This window comes from Citrobacter sp. wls615 (assembly GCF_005281355.1).
Taxonomy (GTDB): Bacteria; Pseudomonadota; Gammaproteobacteria; order Enterobacterales; family Enterobacteriaceae; genus Citrobacter; species Citrobacter werkmanii.
Map to the genome: position 1 here is coordinate 22,554 of NZ_SZXM01000047.1, position 16,068 is coordinate 38,621.

Genomic DNA, 16,068 nt, shown 5'->3' on the forward strand with positions numbered 1-16,068 from the left:
CTTTAATTGTTACTATGCCCGCCGTTAACCTTATCTTCAGTTTGGGTTTTATTGCTGAAATCCGCTTTGCTTACTGGAACATGACAACGCATGACGACACAGGCCCCACCTTCCGCTCTGCTACCGCTAAACCCGGAGCAACTGGCGCGCCTTCAGGCGGCCACTACCGATTTCACTCCCGCACAGTTGGCGTGGGTTTCTGGTTACTTTTGGGGCGTGCTGAATCAGCAGCCAGCCAGCAATGCGACAGCCCCTGCGCCTGCCGCAGAAATGCCAGGGATTACGCTTATCTCTGCCTCGCAAACCGGTAATGCGCGCCGTGTGGCGGAAGCCCTGCGCGATGATCTGATTGCCGCGAAGCTCAATGCCACTCTGATCAATGCCGGCGACTACAAATTCAAACAAATCGCCAATGAAAAGTTGCTGGTTGTGGTGGCATCGACTCAGGGAGAAGGCGAACCAGCGGAAGAAGCCGTCGCGCTGCATAAGTTCCTGTTCTCGAAAAAAGCGCCGAAGCTTACCGATACCGCCTTTGCGGTGCTGGGTCTTGGCGATACCTCTTACGAATTTTTCTGCCAGGCCGGGAAAGACTTCGACAGCAAGCTGGCCGAGCTGGGCGGTGAGCGCCTGCTCGACCGCGTCGACGCCGACGTGGAATACCAGGCTGCCGCCTCTGAATGGCGCGCGCGTCTGGTCGATGTGCTGAAAGCGCGTGCGCCTGCTGCCCCGTCTGTACAAGTTGCAGCGAGCGGTGCGGTAAATGAAGTACATACCAGCCCCTACACCAAAGAAGCGCCTCTGACTGCGTCCTTGTCGGTGAACCAGAAAATTACCGGTCGTAACTCGGAAAAAGACGTCCGCCATATCGAAATCGACCTTGGCGATTCCGGTCTGCGTTATCAGCCGGGCGACGCGCTGGGCGTGTGGTATCAGAACGATCCGGCTCTGGTGAAAGAGCTGGTTGAACTGCTGTGGCTGAAAGGGGATGAACCGGTCACGGTCGAAGGAAAAATCCTGCCGCTGGCCGAAGCGCTGGAGTGGCATTTCGAGCTGACGGTCAACACCGCGAATATCGTGGAAAACTACGCCACGCTGACGCGCAGTGAATCGCTACTGTCGCTGGTGGGCGATAAAGCCCAGCTGCAGCAGTATGCGGCTACCACGCCAATCGTCGATATGGTGCGTTTCTCCCCGGCACAGCTTGATGCCGACGCGTTAATCGGCCTGCTGCGTCCACTGACGCCGCGTCTCTATTCTATCGCCTCCGCGCAGGCGGAAGTTGAAAGCGAAGTCCACGTGACCGTCGGCGTTGTGCGTTACGAGATTGAAGGCCGCGCCCGCGCTGGCGGAGCTTCCAGCTTCCTCGCCGACCGCGTGGAAGAGGAAGGGGAAGTGCGTGTGTTCATCGAGCACAACGACAACTTCCGCCTGCCGGCTAACCCGCAGACCCCGGTGATTATGATTGGTCCGGGTACCGGTATCGCGCCGTTCCGCGCCTTTATGCAGCAGCGCGCCGCCGACGGTGCGGAAGGCAAGAACTGGCTGTTCTTCGGTAACCCGCATTTCACCGAAGACTTCCTGTACCAGGTCGAGTGGCAGCGCTACGTAAAAGAAGGCGTGCTGAGCCGGATAGATCTGGCCTGGTCCCGCGATCAAAAAGAAAAAATCTACGTACAAGACAAACTGCGCGAACAGGGCGCAGAGCTGTGGCGCTGGATCAATGACGGTGCCCACATTTATGTCTGCGGCGACGCTAATCGCATGGCGAAAGACGTTGAGCAGGCGTTGCTGGAAGTGATTGCTGAATTCGGTGCAATGGACATCGAAGCGGCGGATGAATTTTTAAGTGAGCTGCGCGTCGAGCGCCGTTATCAGCGAGATGTCTACTAATGAGCGAAAAACACCCAGGGCCTTTAGTGGTCGAAGGCAAACTGACTGACGCCGAGCGCATGAAGCGTGAAAGTAATTTCCTGCGCGGCACCATCGCGGAAGACCTGAATGACGGCCTGACCGGCGGCTTCCACGGCGATAACTTCCTGCTGATCCGTTTCCACGGCATGTACCAGCAGGATGACCGTGACATTCGTGCTGAGCGCGCCGAGCAGAAGCTGGAGCCGCGTCACGCGATGCTGCTGCGCTGCCGTCTGCCGGGCGGAGTGATTACCACTACCCAGTGGAAGGCGATCGATAAATTCGCCGCTGACAACACAATTTACGGCAGCATCCGTCTGACTAACCGTCAGACCTTCCAGTTCCACGGTATTCTGAAGAAGAACGTCAAACCGGTGCATCAGATGCTGCATTCGGTGGGGCTGGATGCGCTGGCGACTGCCAACGACATGAACCGTAACGTGCTGTGTACCTCAAACCCGTATGAGTCGCAGCTGCACGCGGAAGCCTATGAGTGGGCGAAAAAGATCTCTGAACATCTGCTGCCGCGCACCCGCGCCTATGCGGAGATTTGGCTCGATCAGGAGAAGGTCGCGACCACCGACGAAGAACCGATCCTTGGCGCAACCTATCTGCCGCGTAAATTTAAAACCACGGTGGTGATCCCGCCGCAGAACGATATCGATCTGCACGCCAACGACATGAACTTCGTGGCGATTGCCGAAAACGGCAAGCTGGTGGGCTTTAACCTGCTGGTTGGCGGCGGTCTGTCTATTGAGCACGGTAATAAGAAAACCTACGCTCGTACGGCCAGCGAGTTTGGCTTCCTGCCGCTGGAGCATACCCTGGCGGTAGCCGAGGCGGTGGTGACGACCCAGCGTGACTGGGGTAACCGTACCGATCGTAAAAACGCGAAAACCAAATATACGCTTGAGCGCGTCGGTGTCGACACGTTCAAAGAAGAAGTTGAGCGTCGCGCGGGGATCAAATTTGAGCCGATCCGCCCGTATGAGTTTACCGGTCGCGGCGATCGCATTGGTTGGGTGAAAGGGATCGACAACAACTGGCACCTGACGCTGTTTATCGAAAACGGTCGTATCCTGGATTACCCGGGACGTCCGCTGAAAACGGGTTTACTGGAGATCGCGAAGATCCACAAAGGCGATTTCCGCATCACCGCCAACCAGAATCTGATCATCGCTAGCGTGCCGGAAAGTCAGAAAGCGAAGATCGAGAAGCTGGCGCGCGACCACGGGTTGATGAATGCGGTGAAACCGCAACGTGAAAACTCGATGGCCTGCGTCTCGTTCCCGACCTGCCCGCTGGCGATGGCCGAAGCCGAGCGTTTCCTGCCGTCGTTCACGGACAAAGTCGAAGCGATTCTGGAAAAACACGGTATCCCGGACGAGCATATTGTGATGCGCGTGACCGGCTGCCCGAACGGCTGTGGCCGCGCGATGCTCGCGGAGTTGGGGCTGGTGGGCAAAGCGCCGGGTCGCTACAACGTGCATCTGGGCGGCAACCGCATGGGGACGCGTATTCCGCGTATGTATCGCGAAAACATTACGGAATCAGAAATTCTCGATTCCGTTGACGAACTGGTTGGGCGCTGGGCGAAAGAGCGCGAAGCGGGTGAAGGCTTCGGCGACTTTACGGTGCGTGCGGGCATCATTCGCCCGGTGCTCGATCCAGCGCGTGATTTCTGGGAATAAGTTCCCTTTGCCTGGTGACGCGACGGTTTTGTAGGCCTGATAAGCGTAGCGCCATCAGGCATAAGATGAGGTAATTATGTCCGTACTCGATCTACACGCATTGAACGATCTGCCGAAAGTTGAACGCGTTATGGCTCTGGCTGAAACTAACAGCCAACTGGAAAAGCTGGACGCCGAAGGCCGCGTGGCGTGGGCACTGGAGAATTTGCCGGGAGAATATGTGCTTTCTTCCAGCTTTGGTATTCAGGCCGCAGTAAGTCTGCATCTGGTCAATCAGATCCGCCCGGATATCCCGGTAATTCTGACCGATACTGGCTATCTGTTCCCGGAAACCTACCAGTTTATCGATGAGTTAACGGACAAGCTCAAGCTGAATCTCAAGGTTTACCGCGCCAAAGAGAGCGCAGCCTGGCAGGAAGCACGCTATGGCAAACTGTGGGAGCAGGGCGTTGAGGGTATTGAAAAATACAATGATATCAACAAAGTTGAGCCGATGAACCGGGCGTTAAAAGAGCTTAACGCGCAGACCTGGTTTGCGGGCCTGCGTCGCGAGCAGTCAGGCGGTCGCGCGCATTTGCCGGTGCTGGCTATCCAGCGCGGCGTGTTTAAAGTGCTGCCGATCATCGACTGGGATAACCGTACTGTTTACCAGTATCTGCAAAAACACGGTCTGAAATACCATCCGCTGTGGGATCAGGGCTATCTGTCGGTTGGCGATACGCACACCACCCGCAAATGGGAGCCGGGCATGGCGGAAGAAGAGACGCGCTTCTTCGGGCTGAAGCGCGAGTGTGGGTTGCACGAAGGGTAATATCAGCCTCGGTAAGCTTTATGCATTACCGAGGCTCTTTTTCTTCAGGATTACCCCGCTTTCGCCAGCTCTTTTACCAGCGGCAGCATAATGCGTACCACGTCGCGGCTGCGGTGCTCAATCCGGCCCGGTAACGCTTTATCGATATGCTGTTGGTTGTCCAGCCGTACATCGTGCCAACTGTTGCCGTCGGGGAACGAGGGGCTTTTGGCGCGTTGTTGATAGCCATCTTTCTTGCCCAGGCTCCAGTTGGTCGCTTCAACGGACAGGACGGCAATTCCCGCGTTATCGAACACCTCTGCGTCGTTACAGCAGCCTGTACCTTTCGGATAGTCTTTGTTCAGTCCGGGGTTGGTGCTGGCGACAATACCGCGGCTGCGCGCGATGGCCAGCGCCCGGTCGCGCGTCAGTTTTCGTACGGCTTCCGGGGTTCTTTTCCCGCTGTTGAAATAGAGCTTATCGCCAACGATCAGATTATCGAGGTTGATAACCAGCAGCGTGTTTTTCTTCTCGGCGGCGCTCATTCGTTTCAGGATGTTCTCTGCGCCCAGTTTGCCTTCTTCTTCGCCGCTGGTGGCGATAAAGCGAATGCCGTACTGCGTCGGCACATTTTTGAGCCGTTCAGCCAGCTCCAGCATCACGCCTACCCCTGCGGCGTTGTCGTCGATACCCTGCAGGGTTAATCCACCCAGATTGGCATCGGAATCGGCGTCACTTTGCGCAGCGTAGGTGTCGAGGTGCGCCATGATAATAATCTGCTGTGGCACCTTGCCTTCATGGGCTGCAATGACGGTGCTGCCCGTTACGTTATGCCAGTTTTTACGATTATCTTTGGCGGTATAAATATAGCGGCTGTTAAACGTCCGAATATCGCTGCTATAGCCCATCTGCTGAAATTGCTGACGTATATAATCAGCAGATAACATTTCTGCCGGAGATCCCGTCACGCGGCCAGGGAAAAACGTTGCGATATATCGCGCCTGGGTATTTGCGATATCTCCGGGCTTCGAAGATGTTGCCTGTGCGGGAAGGATGAAGCACGCGCCGAGCGCCAGGGCGGTAGTCAGGTGGCGCAATGCGGAAAACATAGTGAGTCCTTAAATACCAAGCAGAAATTTTTAGCCGCTAGTATGAAACCGTGATCGCGGTAAAACAATTTCATTTGCTCCTAAATGCCCGAAATCCGGTGGCTTAAGCACTTTTTGATATTTGCTTTTCCAGATCGTTATTCCTTTGAGGAACTACTCATTCCAATTCGTAATTTCATTCGCCTCCTTGCCCTCCCTATAGTCAGGTTATCTGAGCATCGTTAGCAAAATAACGGCATTACATAGGAACGGTTATGGATCAAAAACGACTTACCCACCTGCGGCAACTGGAAGCGGAAAGCATCCATATCATTCGTGAGGTGGCCGCCGAGTTTTCTAATCCGGTGATGATGTACTCCATCGGTAAAGATTCCAGCGTAATGCTGCATCTGGCGCGCAAAGCGTTTTATCCTGGTACGCTGCCGTTCCCCTTGCTGCACGTTGATACCGGTTGGAAATTTAGCGAGATGTATGAGTTTCGTGACCGCACGGCGAAAGCCTACGGCTGCGAACTGCTGGTGCATAAAAACCCGGAAGGGGTGGCGATGGGCATCAATCCGTTTGTTCACGGCAGCGCCAAGCATACCGATATTATGAAAACCGAAGGGCTGAAGCAGGCGCTGAACAAATACGGTTTTGACGCCGCGTTCGGCGGCGCACGCCGTGATGAGGAGAAATCGCGCGCCAAAGAGCGAATTTACTCCTTCCGCGATCGCTTCCATCGCTGGGACCCGAAAAATCAGCGTCCGGAACTGTGGCACAACTACAACGGACAAATTAACAAAGGCGAAAGCATTCGCGTATTCCCGCTCTCTAACTGGACCGAACAGGATATCTGGCAGTACATCTGGTTGGAAAATATCGACATCGTACCGCTGTACCTGGCGGCTGAGCGTCCGGTGCTGGAGCGCGATGGTATGCTGATGATGATTGATGACGACAGAATCGATCTGCAACCCGGCGAAGTGATTAAAAAGCGCATGGTGCGTTTCCGCACGCTTGGCTGCTGGCCGCTGACCGGCGCGGTGGAGTCTAACGCGCAGACGCTGCCGGAAATTATTGAAGAGATGCTGGTCTCAACCACCAGTGAACGTCAGGGCCGCGTGATTGACCGCGACCAGGCGGGCTCCATGGAGCTGAAGAAACGTCAGGGGTATTTCTAAGGAGCCGCCATGAATACGACACTTGCACAACAAATTGCTAATGAAGGCGGCGTTGAAGCCTGGATGGTTGCCCAGCAACACAAAAGCCTGCTGCGTTTTTTAACCTGCGGTAGCGTGGATGACGGGAAAAGTACCCTGATTGGTCGCCTGCTGCACGATACCCGGCAGATCTATGAAGATCAGCTCTCATCGCTGCATAACGACAGTAAACGCCACGGCACCCAGGGCGAAAAGCTCGATCTGGCGCTATTGGTTGACGGCTTGCAGGCCGAGCGTGAGCAGGGCATCACCATCGACGTGGCTTATCGTTATTTCTCCACCGAGAAGCGCAAATTTATTATTGCGGATACCCCTGGACACGAACAGTACACCCGCAATATGGCGACCGGTGCGTCGACCTGCGACCTGGCGATCCTGTTGATCGATGCGCGTAAAGGCGTGCTGGATCAGACCCGTCGTCACAGCTTTATCTCCACGCTGCTTGGGATCAAGCACCTGGTGGTAGCAATCAACAAAATGGATCTGGTGAGCTTTAGCGAAGAGACATTTAACCGCATCCGCGAAGACTATCTCACGTTTGCTGAACAACTGCCGGGCAACCTGGATATCCGCTTTGTGCCGCTCTCCGCGCTGGAAGGCGATAACGTGGCTTCACAAAGCGTCAGCATGCCATGGTACAGCGGTCCGACGCTGCTCGAAGTGCTGGAAACCGTTGAGATCCAGCGCATTGTCGATACCCAGCCGATGCGTTTCCCGGTGCAGTATGTGAACCGACCAAATCTGGATTTTCGTGGTTATGCCGGAACGCTGGCCTCCGGTAGCGTGCAGGTAGGGCAACGCGTCAAGGTGTTACCGTCCGGCGTTGAGTCGAGCGTGGCGCGGATCGTTACCTTTGATGGTGATTTACAGCAAGCGCATGCAGGTGAAGCGATCACCCTGGTGCTGAAAGATGAGATTGATATCAGCCGGGGCGATTTGCTGCTGGATGCTGGTGAAGCGTTGCCAGCGGTACAAAGCGCTGCCGTTGATGTGGTGTGGATGGCGGAACAGCCGCTGTCGCCGGGGCAGAGCTACGACATCAAAGTTGCCGGCAAGAAGACCCGTGCACGCGTGGATACCGTGCAGTATCAGGTCGATATTAATAACCTGACCCAGCGTGAGGTCGACGCGTTACCGCTGAACGGCATTGGTCTGGTTAATCTGACGTTTGATGAACCGCTGGTGTTGGATACCTATCAGCAGAACCCGGTTACGGGTGGGTTGATTATCATTGACCGCCTGACTAACGTCACCGTTGGCGCGGGGCTGGTGCGCGAGCCTATCATTCAGGAACAGGCCGCCGCTTCTCAGTTCAGCGCGTTTGAACTGGAGCTGAATGCGTTGGTGCGTCGCCACTTCCCACACTGGGGTGCGCGCGATCTGCTGGGAGGCAAATAATGGCGCTGCATGACGAAAACGTCGTCTGGCATGCCCATCCTGTTACACCGCAACAGCGGGAGCAACGCCACGGTCACCGTGGTGTTGTGCTGTGGTTTACCGGGCTGTCTGGCTCCGGTAAATCTACCGTAGCGGGAGCGCTGGAAGAAGCGCTGCACAAGCTGGGCGTCAGCACTTATCTGCTGGATGGCGATAACGTGCGTCACGGCCTGTGTAGCGATTTGGGGTTTAGCGATGCTGACCGTAAGGAGAATATCCGGCGCGTTGGCGAAGTGGCGAACCTGATGGTGGATGCCGGTCTGGTGGTGTTGACCGCGTTTATCTCTCCCCATCGCGCCGAGCGAAAAATGGTCCGCGAACGCCTTGGCGCAGGGCGTTTTATTGAGGTTTTTGTCGATACGCCATTAGCAACGTGCGAAGCGCGCGATCCAAAAGGGCTGTATAAAAAAGCCCGGTCGGGGGAGTTGCGCAATTTCACCGGAATTGATTCGGTATACGAAGCGCCTGAATCGCCAGAGATTCATCTGGATGGTGAACAATTGGTAACAAATTTGGTTCCCCAATTATTAGACCTGCTGAGGCAGGAAGATATTATCAGATCCTGAGACACCCGAGCTTGCATGCCCGGTCAGTCACGGTCACAGGATTAGATATGCGTAACAGCCATAACATTACTATCACAGAGTCAGAGACCTTCGCCGCCGACGACGAAACCACCTGGTCACTCCCGGGGGCCGTGGTCGGTTTTGCCGCGTGGCTGTTGGCGCTGGGGTTCCCATGTCTGATGTATGGCCCTAACACACTGTTTTTCTTCCTTTATACCTGGCCTTTCTTCCTCGCGTTGCTGCCCGTGGCGATTGTGGCGGGTATTGCCCTGCACTCGCTATTAAAGGGAAAGCTGCTGCTGAGCATTACCAGCACCCTGCTGGTGGTGGGGGGAATGTTTAGCGCGCTATTCTTTTGGCTTTTGGGCTAGGCTAACGTCCTTTTTAAACGCTCGCCGATGTCGTTCACTGTCTGGTCATAATTCAAACCGTAACCAACAATGAGATTATGTTCTCCTTACACAGGGTATACGTAACAACGGGCAAATGTGGTACATTTGCCCGCGTTGTCGCGGCATTCCCGTCCGTTGATGTAAAGTCGTCTACGGAAGTTATGGGATGTTAATGCCGTTTTTCAGGGGGCAGGATGGGTAAACTTACGCTGCTGTTGCTGGCTTTATTAGTCTGGCTACAGTATTCGCTGTGGTTCGGTAAGAACGGCATACATGACTATAGTCGCGTCAACGATGATGTTGCTGCGCAGCAGGCTACAAACGCGAAACTTAAAGCGCGTAACGATCAGCTCTTTGCAGAAATTGACGATCTCAATGGCGGACAAGAGGCTATTGAGGAGCGCGCGCGCAACGAACTCAGCATGACTAAGCCGGGCGAAACTTTTTATCGTCTGGTGCCTGACGCGTCTAAACGCGCCCAGACTGCAGGGCAAAATAATCGATAAACCGTCCAGGGATCTAACATGGCAGCCACTTTATTGGACGTTTGCGCCGTGGTGCCGGCTGCCGGATTTGGCCGCCGAATGCAAACAGAGTGTCCTAAGCAGTACCTCTCAATTGGCAATAAAACCATTCTTGAACACTCGGTTGATGCGCTACTGGCCCATCCCCGGGTGACGCGAGTCGTCATCGCTATCAGCCCAGGCGACAGCCGCTTTGCCCAACTTCCACTTGCCGCGCATCCGCAAATTACCGTAGTGGATGGTGGCAATGAACGTGCCGATTCTGTCCTTGCCGGTTTGCAAGCCGCAGGAGATGCCCGTTGGGTACTGGTGCATGACGCCGCGCGGCCGTGTCTGCATCAGGATGATTTAGCGCGTTTGCTGGCAATCAGTGAAACCAGCCGCACTGGCGGGATCCTGGCCGCACCCGTACGCGATACGATGAAACGCGCTGAGCCGGGCCGCACAGACATTGCCCATACGGTCGATCGTACCGACTTATGGCATGCGTTAACGCCGCAGTTTTTCCCTCGCGAACTGTTGCATGACTGCCTGACCCGTGCGCTTAACGAAGGCGCAACCATTACGGACGAAGCCTCGGCGCTGGAATATTGCGGCTTTCATCCGCAACTGGTCGAAGGACGCGCTGACAACATCAAAGTCACCCGCCCGGAAGACCTGGCGCTGGCGGAATTTTATCTGTCCCGAACAATTCATCAGGAGAATGCATAATGCGAATCGGACACGGTTTTGACGTACACGCTTTTGGCGGCGTTGGCCCAATTATCATTGGTGGCGTGCGCATCCCGTATGAAAAAGGACTGCTGGCGCATTCTGATGGTGATGTGGCGTTACATGCGCTAACCGATGCTTTGCTGGGCGCGGCGGCGCTGGGTGACATCGGTAAACTCTTCCCGGATACCGACCCGTCCTTTAAAGGTGCAGATAGCCGCGAATTATTGCGTGAAGCCTGGCGGCGTATTCAGGCTAAAGGCTATACGCTTGGTAATGTGGATGTGACGATTATTGCTCAGGCACCGAAGATGCTGCCGCACATTCCGCAAATGCGTGTATTTATTGCCGAAGATCTCGGCTGCCATATGGATGATGTTAACGTGAAAGCGACCACCACGGAAAAACTCGGTTTCACCGGGCGTGGGGAAGGGATTGCCTGTGAAGCGGTGGCGTTACTCATTAAGGCAACGAAATGACTGCGTTTGAAAATCTGACATATCTTCATGGTAAACCACTGGGCCATGGTGTCCTGAAAGCGAATCCGGAAGACTTTGTCGTCGTCGAAGATTTAGGTTTCGAACCGGATGGCGAAGGCGAGCACATTTTGGTGCGTATCCTGAAAAACGGCTGTAATACCCGTTTTGTCGCCGACGCGCTGGCGAAGTTCCTGAAAATTCACGCCCGTGAAGTGAGCTTTGCCGGGCAAAAAGATAAGCATGCGGTCACGGAACAGTGGCTATGCGCGCGCGTGCCGGGCAATGTAATGCCTGATTTAAGCAAATTTGAGCTCGAAGGCTGTAAAGTGCTGGAGTACGCGCGCCACAAGCGTAAGCTGCGTTTAGGGGCGCTGAAAGGCAACGAATTTACGCTGGTGCTGCGTGAAGTGAGCGAGCGAAATGACGTTGAAGCGCGTTTACAGGCGATTAGCGAGCGCGGCGTACCGAACTATTTTGGCGCTCAACGTTTTGGGATCGGCGGTAGCAATCTGCAAGGGGCACTGCGCTGGGCGCAAAGCGATGCGCCGGTGCGCGATCGCAATAAACGCAGTTTTTGGTTGTCGGCGGCCCGTAGCGCGTTGTTTAATCAGATCGTCAGTGAACGCTTGAAAAAAACAGACTTTAATCAAGTTGTTGACGGCGATGCGCTACAATTGTCGGGACGCGGAAGCTGGTTTGTCGCCACGCAGGAAGAACAGACTGAATTACAGCGTCGCGTCGATGATAAAGAATTGATGATTACAGCGGCATTACCGGGTAGCGGTGAGTGGGGAACTCAGCGCGACGCGCTGGCGTTTGAAGAAGGCGCTGTTGCGGATGAAACCGTGCTGCAGTCCCTGTTATTGCGCGAGAAAGTCGAGGCATCGCGACGCGCTATGTTGCTGTATCCACAACAATTAAGCTGGAACTGGTGGGATGACGTAACCGTTGAGTTACGCTTCTGGCTACCGGCAGGTAGCTTCGCCACCAGTGTAGTAAGGGAACTTATTAACACAATGGGTGATTATGCGTATATTGCTGAGTAACGATGATGGGGTCCATGCACCCGGTATACAAACGCTGGCGAAAGCGCTGCGTGAGTTTGCTGATGTACAGGTGGTTGCCCCGGATCGTAACCGCAGTGGCGCGTCTAACTCGCTGACGCTGGAATCTTCACTTCGCACGTTTACCTATGATAACGGCGATATCGCCGTACAAATGGGTACGCCCACCGACTGCGTCTATCTGGGCGTGAACGCATTAATGCGTCCGCGTCCGGACATTGTCGTTTCTGGTATTAACGCAGGTCCTAATCTCGGGGATGATGTCATCTATTCCGGTACCGTTGCGGCGGCAATGGAAGGTCGTCACCTTGGGTTCCCTGCGCTGGCTGTCTCGCTTGATGGCCATAAGCACTACGATACTGCCGCGGCAGTAACCTGTCGTATATTACGGGCGCTGAGTCGTGAACCGCTGCGCACCGGGCGTATTTTGAATATCAACGTTCCGGATATACCGCTGGATCAGATTAAAGGTATTCGCGTCACCCGCTGCGGCAGTCGCCATCCGGCGGATCAGGTTATCCCACAGCAGGATCCACGCGGGAATACGTTGTACTGGATTGGGCCGCCGGGGGAAAAATGCGACGCCGGGCCAGATACAGATTTTGCCGCCGTCGATGAAGGCTATGTTTCCATCACGCCGCTGCATGTCGATTTAACCGCCTACGGTGCGCATGAGGTGGTTTCGAGTTGGTTGGACAGCGTGGGAGTCGACACGCAATGGTAAGCAGACGCGTACATACTCTTCTTGAACAATTACGTGCCCAGGGCATCAGAGATGAGCAAGTCCTCGATGCTCTCGCTGCCGTGCCGCGTGAGAAATTCATTGATGAGGCGTTTGAACATAAGGCCTGGGACAATATTGCCTTGCCGATTGGTCAGGGGCAGACGATTTCGCAGCCTTATATGGTTGCACGTATGACTGAGCTGCTTGAGTTAACGCCGCAATCGCGGGTGCTGGAAATTGGCACGGGCTCAGGCTACCAGACGGCGATTCTGGCGCATCTGGTGCATCATGTATGCTCCGTTGAGCGCATTAAAGGCCTGCAATGGCAGGCGCGTCGTCGCCTGAAACAGCTTGATTTACATAATGTTTCTACCCGTCACGGTGATGGATGGCTGGGCTGGCAAGCGCGGGCCCCGTTTGACGCTATCATTGTAACGGCAGCGCCGCCTGAGATCCCAACTGCGCTGATGATGCAGTTGGATGAAGGCGGCATTCTCGTCTTACCCGTGGGCGATGAGCACCAGTTCCTGAAGCGGGTGCGTCGTCGGGGAGGCGAATTTATTATTGATACCGTGGAGGCCGTACGTTTTGTTCCCTTAGTTAAAGGGGAGCTTGCGTAGAAACTGGCTCTGAATACCTGGAGTTTTCCTGGATATTCTGGAATTAGTCAGCGTATCGTGTCGATGCTTTTACACGGTGATTACGTTACGGGTTTTAACCAAATTTTCCTGGGGGATAAATGAGCGCGGGAAGCCACAAATTTACCATTCGCCGTATTGCGGCATTGTCACTGGTTTCATTATGGCTGGCAGGTTGTTCAAACACCTCGAATCCACCAGCGCCGGTCAGCTCGGTTGACGGCGGTGCATCCACGAACACCAGTTCCGGCATGCTGATTACGCCTCCGCCAAAAATGGGCTCGACGTCGACAGTACAACAGACGCCACAGATCCAACCGGTGCAGACTCCGACTATGCAACCAACGCAAATTCAACCTGTTGCAGAACAGCCTGTACAGATGGAAAACGGTCGTATCGTGTACAATCGTAAGTATGGGAATATTCCGAAAGGTAGCTACACGGGCGGCAGCACCTATACTGTCAAGAAAGGCGACACGCTTTTCTATATTGCCTGGATTACCGGGAACGATTTCCGTGACCTCGCACAGCGCAATAACGTTCCGGCCCCGTATAGCCTGAATGTCGGCCAAACTCTGCAAGTGGGCAACGCCTCGGGTACACCGATTACCGGTGGGAATGCCATCACCCAGGCGGATGCAGCACAGCAAGGAGTTGTGACCAACCCTGCACAAAATTCCACCGTTGCTGTTGCTTCGAAACCAACAATTACGTATTCTGAGGATTCAGGTGAACAAAGTGCTAACAAAATGTTGCCGAACAACAAGCCTGCTGGGACCGTGGTCACAGCGCCAGTAACGGCTCCAGCAGTTAGCACAACCGAATCAACTGCAAGCTCAACGTCGACCAGCGCGCCAATCTCTACCTGGCGCTGGCCAACTGACGGCAAAGTGATCGAAAACTTTGCGGCTACCGAAGGTGGCAATAAAGGGATCGACATTGCAGGCAGCAAAGGACAGGCTATTGTCGCGACCGCAGATGGACGCGTCGTCTATGCCGGTAACGCGCTGCGTGGTTACGGTAACCTTATTATCATCAAACATAACGATGATTACCTGAGCGCCTACGCCCATAACGATACAATGCTGGTCCGGGAACAACAAGAAATCAAGGCGGGGCAGAAAATAGCTACCATGGGTAGTACCGGAACCAGTTCAACACGCTTGCATTTTGAAATTCGTTACAAGGGGAAATCCGTAAACCCGCTGCGTTACTTGCCGCAGCGATAATTCGGCGGAACCAGGCTTTCACTTGCTAGTTCCGTTAGGGATCACGGGTAGGAGCCACCTTTATGAGTCAGAATACGCTGAAAGTTCATGATTTAAATGAAGATGCGGAATTTGATGAGAACGGAGTAGAGGCTTTTGATGAGAAAGCCTTGAGTGAAGAGGAACCCAGTGATAACGACCTGGCTGAAGAAGAGCTGTTATCGCAGGGGGCCACACAGCGTGTGTTGGACGCGACTCAGCTTTACCTTGGTGAGATTGGTTATTCACCACTGTTAACAGCCGAAGAAGAAGTTTATTTTGCGCGTCGCGCACTGCGTGGAGATGTCGCCTCTCGCCGCCGCATGATTGAAAGTAACCTGCGTCTGGTGGTGAAAATTGCCCGCCGTTATGGCAATCGTGGTCTGGCATTGCTGGATCTGATTGAAGAGGGCAATCTGGGACTTATCCGTGCAGTCGAGAAGTTTGACCCGGAACGCGGGTTCCGCTTTTCAACATACGCAACGTGGTGGATACGTCAGACGATCGAACGGGCGATTATGAACCAAACCCGTACGATCCGACTGCCGATTCACATTGTAAAAGAGCTGAACGTCTATCTGCGTACCGCGCGTGAGTTGTCGCATAAACTGGACCACGAACCGAGCGCAGAAGAGATTGCTGAACAACTGGATAAACCGGTTGATGACGTCAGCCGTATGCTCCGACTCAATGAGCGCATTACCTCGGTAGACACCCCGCTGGGTGGCGATTCCGAAAAAGCGTTGCTGGACATCCTGGCCGATGAAAAAGAAAACGGTCCGGAAGACACCACGCAAGACGATGATATGAAACAGAGTATCGTCAAATGGTTGTTCGAACTGAACGCCAAACAGCGTGAAGTGCTGGCACGTCGTTTCGGTCTGCTGGGGTATGAAGCTGCAACACTGGAAGATGTGGGTCGCGAAATTGGTCTCACGCGTGAACGTGTTCGTCAGATTCAGGTTGAAGGCCTGCGTCGTCTGCGTGAAAATTCTGCAGACTCAGGGGCTGAATATCGAAGCGCTGTTCCGCGAGTAAGCACAAGTTCTATCAAGAAAGGCCGGTCTCATCGAGACTGGCCTTTTTCTTTGTGTAGAATATTGCCCGGCGGGTCATTCCATCATTTTGCGCACCAGACGAGTGAACTGTTCGCGTTCTTCCTCGCTAAGTCTGCCCAGAAACTCATCATCCACGCGATCTCCCAGCGGGGTTGCGCTGACCAATAATGCTTCTCCTTGCGCAGTCAAATAAACAAACCGTCGACGCTTATCCGCCGGGTCGTGTTCTCGTCTGACCAGTCCACGCTTTTCCATCCGGCTCAGCATTTCTGCAAGCGTTGCTTTGGTACAGACCGCTGCCTCGGTCAGGGCGACCTGTTCAATACCGGGCTGTTCGGCAATAGCACGCATTACCGCATACTGAGGCTTGGTCAGATCCGGTAACTCATGTTGCCAGCGAGCCGTATGCTGCTGAAAAAGCTGACGTAAAAGGTGAAACGCTTTATTTCGTAACGGCATGAGAGCTCCGGGATTGCTGTCAGTCTCTATCATAACGGGTTACGCCTCCTTTTTTAACCAGTGCTG

The 16,068-nt window shown here is 54.5% G+C and carries 16 protein-coding genes and 1 pseudogene; 15 read left to right on the forward strand and 2 right to left on the reverse strand.

The annotated features are described in order from the left end of the window. The first annotated feature begins 90 nt into the window (after positions 1-90). The 3 genes from cysJ (at position 91) to cysH (ending at position 4,413) form a co-directional block, all read left to right on the forward strand. Positions 91-1,890, forward strand: coding sequence for an NADPH-dependent assimilatory sulfite reductase flavoprotein subunit (cysJ, locus tag FDX04_RS13080; RefSeq protein ID WP_137361246.1), 1,800 nt, complete (start codon positions 91-93; stop codon positions 1,888-1,890). Next, positions 1,890-3,602, forward strand: a complete 1,713-nt coding sequence (gene cysI / locus FDX04_RS13085; protein ID WP_042310692.1) for an assimilatory sulfite reductase (NADPH) hemoprotein subunit — start codon at positions 1,890-1,892, stop codon at positions 3,600-3,602. The genes cysJ and cysI overlap by 1 nt, the downstream gene beginning before the upstream one ends. 76 nt (positions 3,603-3,678) lie before the next feature. Further along, the gene (cysH, locus tag FDX04_RS13090; RefSeq protein ID WP_137371058.1) at positions 3,679-4,413 is read left to right on the forward strand and encodes a phosphoadenosine phosphosulfate reductase; all 735 of its coding nucleotides are present in this window, start codon (positions 3,679-3,681) and stop codon (positions 4,411-4,413) included. A gap of 50 nt (positions 4,414-4,463) precedes the next feature. On the opposite strand, the gene FDX04_RS13095 is transcribed toward cysH, so the two are convergent. Further along, positions 4,464-5,501, reverse strand: a complete 1,038-nt coding sequence (locus tag FDX04_RS13095; protein ID WP_137361244.1) for an aminopeptidase — start codon at positions 5,499-5,501, stop codon at positions 4,464-4,466. Positions 5,502-5,755: 254 nt separating this feature from the next. On the opposite strand from FDX04_RS13095, the gene cysD reads away from it, so the two are divergent. The 12 genes and pseudogenes from cysD (at position 5,756) to rpoS (ending at position 15,523) form a co-directional block, all read left to right on the forward strand. After that, a complete protein-coding gene (gene cysD / locus FDX04_RS13100; protein ID WP_003034152.1) occupies positions 5,756-6,664 on the forward strand; it encodes a sulfate adenylyltransferase subunit CysD in 909 nt (302 codons plus the stop codon). Between the two features lie 9 nt (positions 6,665-6,673). Then, positions 6,674-8,101, forward strand: a complete 1,428-nt coding sequence (gene cysN, locus FDX04_RS13105) for a sulfate adenylyltransferase subunit CysN (protein ID WP_042310687.1) — start codon at positions 6,674-6,676, stop codon at positions 8,099-8,101. Then, positions 8,101-8,706, forward strand: a complete 606-nt coding sequence (gene cysC / locus FDX04_RS13110) for an adenylyl-sulfate kinase (RefSeq protein ID WP_042310685.1) — start codon at positions 8,101-8,103, stop codon at positions 8,704-8,706. Before cysN ends, cysC begins: the two co-directional genes overlap by 1 nt. A gap of 47 nt (positions 8,707-8,753) precedes the next feature. Continuing rightward, positions 8,754-9,077, forward strand: coding sequence for a DUF3561 family protein (locus FDX04_RS13115; protein ID WP_137361243.1), 324 nt, complete (start codon positions 8,754-8,756; stop codon positions 9,075-9,077). 215 nt (positions 9,078-9,292) lie between these two features. Continuing rightward, positions 9,293-9,604: a cell division protein FtsB gene (gene ftsB, locus FDX04_RS13120; protein WP_003034163.1), complete on the forward strand. Its 312-nt coding sequence runs from the start codon at positions 9,293-9,295 to the stop codon at positions 9,602-9,604. 18 nt (positions 9,605-9,622) lie between these two features. Beyond that, positions 9,623-10,333, forward strand: a complete 711-nt coding sequence (gene ispD / locus FDX04_RS13125; RefSeq protein ID WP_061382355.1) for a 2-C-methyl-D-erythritol 4-phosphate cytidylyltransferase — start codon at positions 9,623-9,625, stop codon at positions 10,331-10,333. Further along, a complete protein-coding gene (gene ispF / locus FDX04_RS13130; RefSeq protein ID WP_042310680.1) occupies positions 10,333-10,812 on the forward strand; it encodes a 2-C-methyl-D-erythritol 2,4-cyclodiphosphate synthase in 480 nt (159 codons plus the stop codon). Before ispD ends, ispF begins: the two co-directional genes overlap by 1 nt. Next, the gene (gene truD / locus FDX04_RS13135; RefSeq protein WP_042310679.1) at positions 10,809-11,858 is read left to right on the forward strand and encodes a tRNA pseudouridine(13) synthase TruD; all 1,050 of its coding nucleotides are present in this window, start codon (positions 10,809-10,811) and stop codon (positions 11,856-11,858) included. Before ispF ends, truD begins: the two co-directional genes overlap by 4 nt. Next, the gene (gene surE, locus FDX04_RS13140; RefSeq protein WP_061382353.1) at positions 11,839-12,600 is read left to right on the forward strand and encodes a 5'/3'-nucleotidase SurE; all 762 of its coding nucleotides are present in this window, start codon (positions 11,839-11,841) and stop codon (positions 12,598-12,600) included. Before truD ends, surE begins: the two co-directional genes overlap by 20 nt. Further along, positions 12,594-13,220: a protein-L-isoaspartate O-methyltransferase gene (locus FDX04_RS13145; RefSeq protein WP_042310675.1), complete on the forward strand. Its 627-nt coding sequence runs from the start codon at positions 12,594-12,596 to the stop codon at positions 13,218-13,220. Before surE ends, FDX04_RS13145 begins: the two co-directional genes overlap by 7 nt. A gap of 164 nt (positions 13,221-13,384) precedes the next feature. Next, on the forward strand, positions 13,385-14,467 hold the full coding sequence (gene nlpD, locus FDX04_RS13150; RefSeq protein ID WP_249935535.1) for a murein hydrolase activator NlpD: 1,083 nt from the start codon (positions 13,385-13,387) through the stop codon (positions 14,465-14,467). A 62-nt stretch (positions 14,468-14,529) separates the two neighbouring features. Continuing rightward, a pseudogene (gene rpoS, locus FDX04_RS13155) lies at positions 14,530-15,523 on the forward strand (RNA polymerase sigma factor RpoS). Between the two features lie 74 nt (positions 15,524-15,597). Here rpoS and FDX04_RS13160 read toward each other — a convergent pair. After that, the gene (locus FDX04_RS13160) at positions 15,598-16,002 is read right to left on the reverse strand and encodes a MarR family winged helix-turn-helix transcriptional regulator (RefSeq protein WP_137361239.1); all 405 of its coding nucleotides are present in this window, start codon (positions 16,000-16,002) and stop codon (positions 15,598-15,600) included. Between the last annotated feature and the right edge of the window lie 66 nt (positions 16,003-16,068).

What these genes read in the sequence shown, in the direction of transcription:
- cysJ (WP_137361246.1), top strand. Translation starts at nt 91, where the DNA reads ATGACGACACAGGCCCCACCTTCCGCTCTGCTACCGCTAAACCCGGAG.
- cysI (WP_042310692.1), top strand. Translation starts at nt 1,890, where the DNA reads ATGAGCGAAAAACACCCAGGGCCTTTAGTGGTCGAAGGCAAACTGACT.
- cysH (WP_137371058.1), top strand. Translation starts at nt 3,679, where the DNA reads ATGTCCGTACTCGATCTACACGCATTGAACGATCTGCCGAAAGTTGAA.
- FDX04_RS13095 (WP_137361244.1), bottom strand. Translation starts at nt 5,501, where the DNA reads ATGTTTTCCGCATTGCGCCACCTGACTACCGCCCTGGCGCTCGGCGCG.
- cysD (WP_003034152.1), top strand. Translation starts at nt 5,756, where the DNA reads ATGGATCAAAAACGACTTACCCACCTGCGGCAACTGGAAGCGGAAAGC.
- cysN (WP_042310687.1), top strand. Translation starts at nt 6,674, where the DNA reads ATGAATACGACACTTGCACAACAAATTGCTAATGAAGGCGGCGTTGAA.
- cysC (WP_042310685.1), top strand. Translation starts at nt 8,101, where the DNA reads ATGGCGCTGCATGACGAAAACGTCGTCTGGCATGCCCATCCTGTTACA.
- FDX04_RS13115 (WP_137361243.1), top strand. Translation starts at nt 8,754, where the DNA reads ATGCGTAACAGCCATAACATTACTATCACAGAGTCAGAGACCTTCGCC.
- ftsB (WP_003034163.1), top strand. Translation starts at nt 9,293, where the DNA reads ATGGGTAAACTTACGCTGCTGTTGCTGGCTTTATTAGTCTGGCTACAG.
- ispD (WP_061382355.1), top strand. Translation starts at nt 9,623, where the DNA reads ATGGCAGCCACTTTATTGGACGTTTGCGCCGTGGTGCCGGCTGCCGGA.
- ispF (WP_042310680.1), top strand. Translation starts at nt 10,333, where the DNA reads ATGCGAATCGGACACGGTTTTGACGTACACGCTTTTGGCGGCGTTGGC.
- truD (WP_042310679.1), top strand. Translation starts at nt 10,809, where the DNA reads ATGACTGCGTTTGAAAATCTGACATATCTTCATGGTAAACCACTGGGC.
- surE (WP_061382353.1), top strand. Translation starts at nt 11,839, where the DNA reads ATGCGTATATTGCTGAGTAACGATGATGGGGTCCATGCACCCGGTATA.
- FDX04_RS13145 (WP_042310675.1), top strand. Translation starts at nt 12,594, where the DNA reads ATGGTAAGCAGACGCGTACATACTCTTCTTGAACAATTACGTGCCCAG.
- FDX04_RS13160 (WP_137361239.1), bottom strand. Translation starts at nt 16,002, where the DNA reads ATGCCGTTACGAAATAAAGCGTTTCACCTTTTACGTCAGCTTTTTCAG.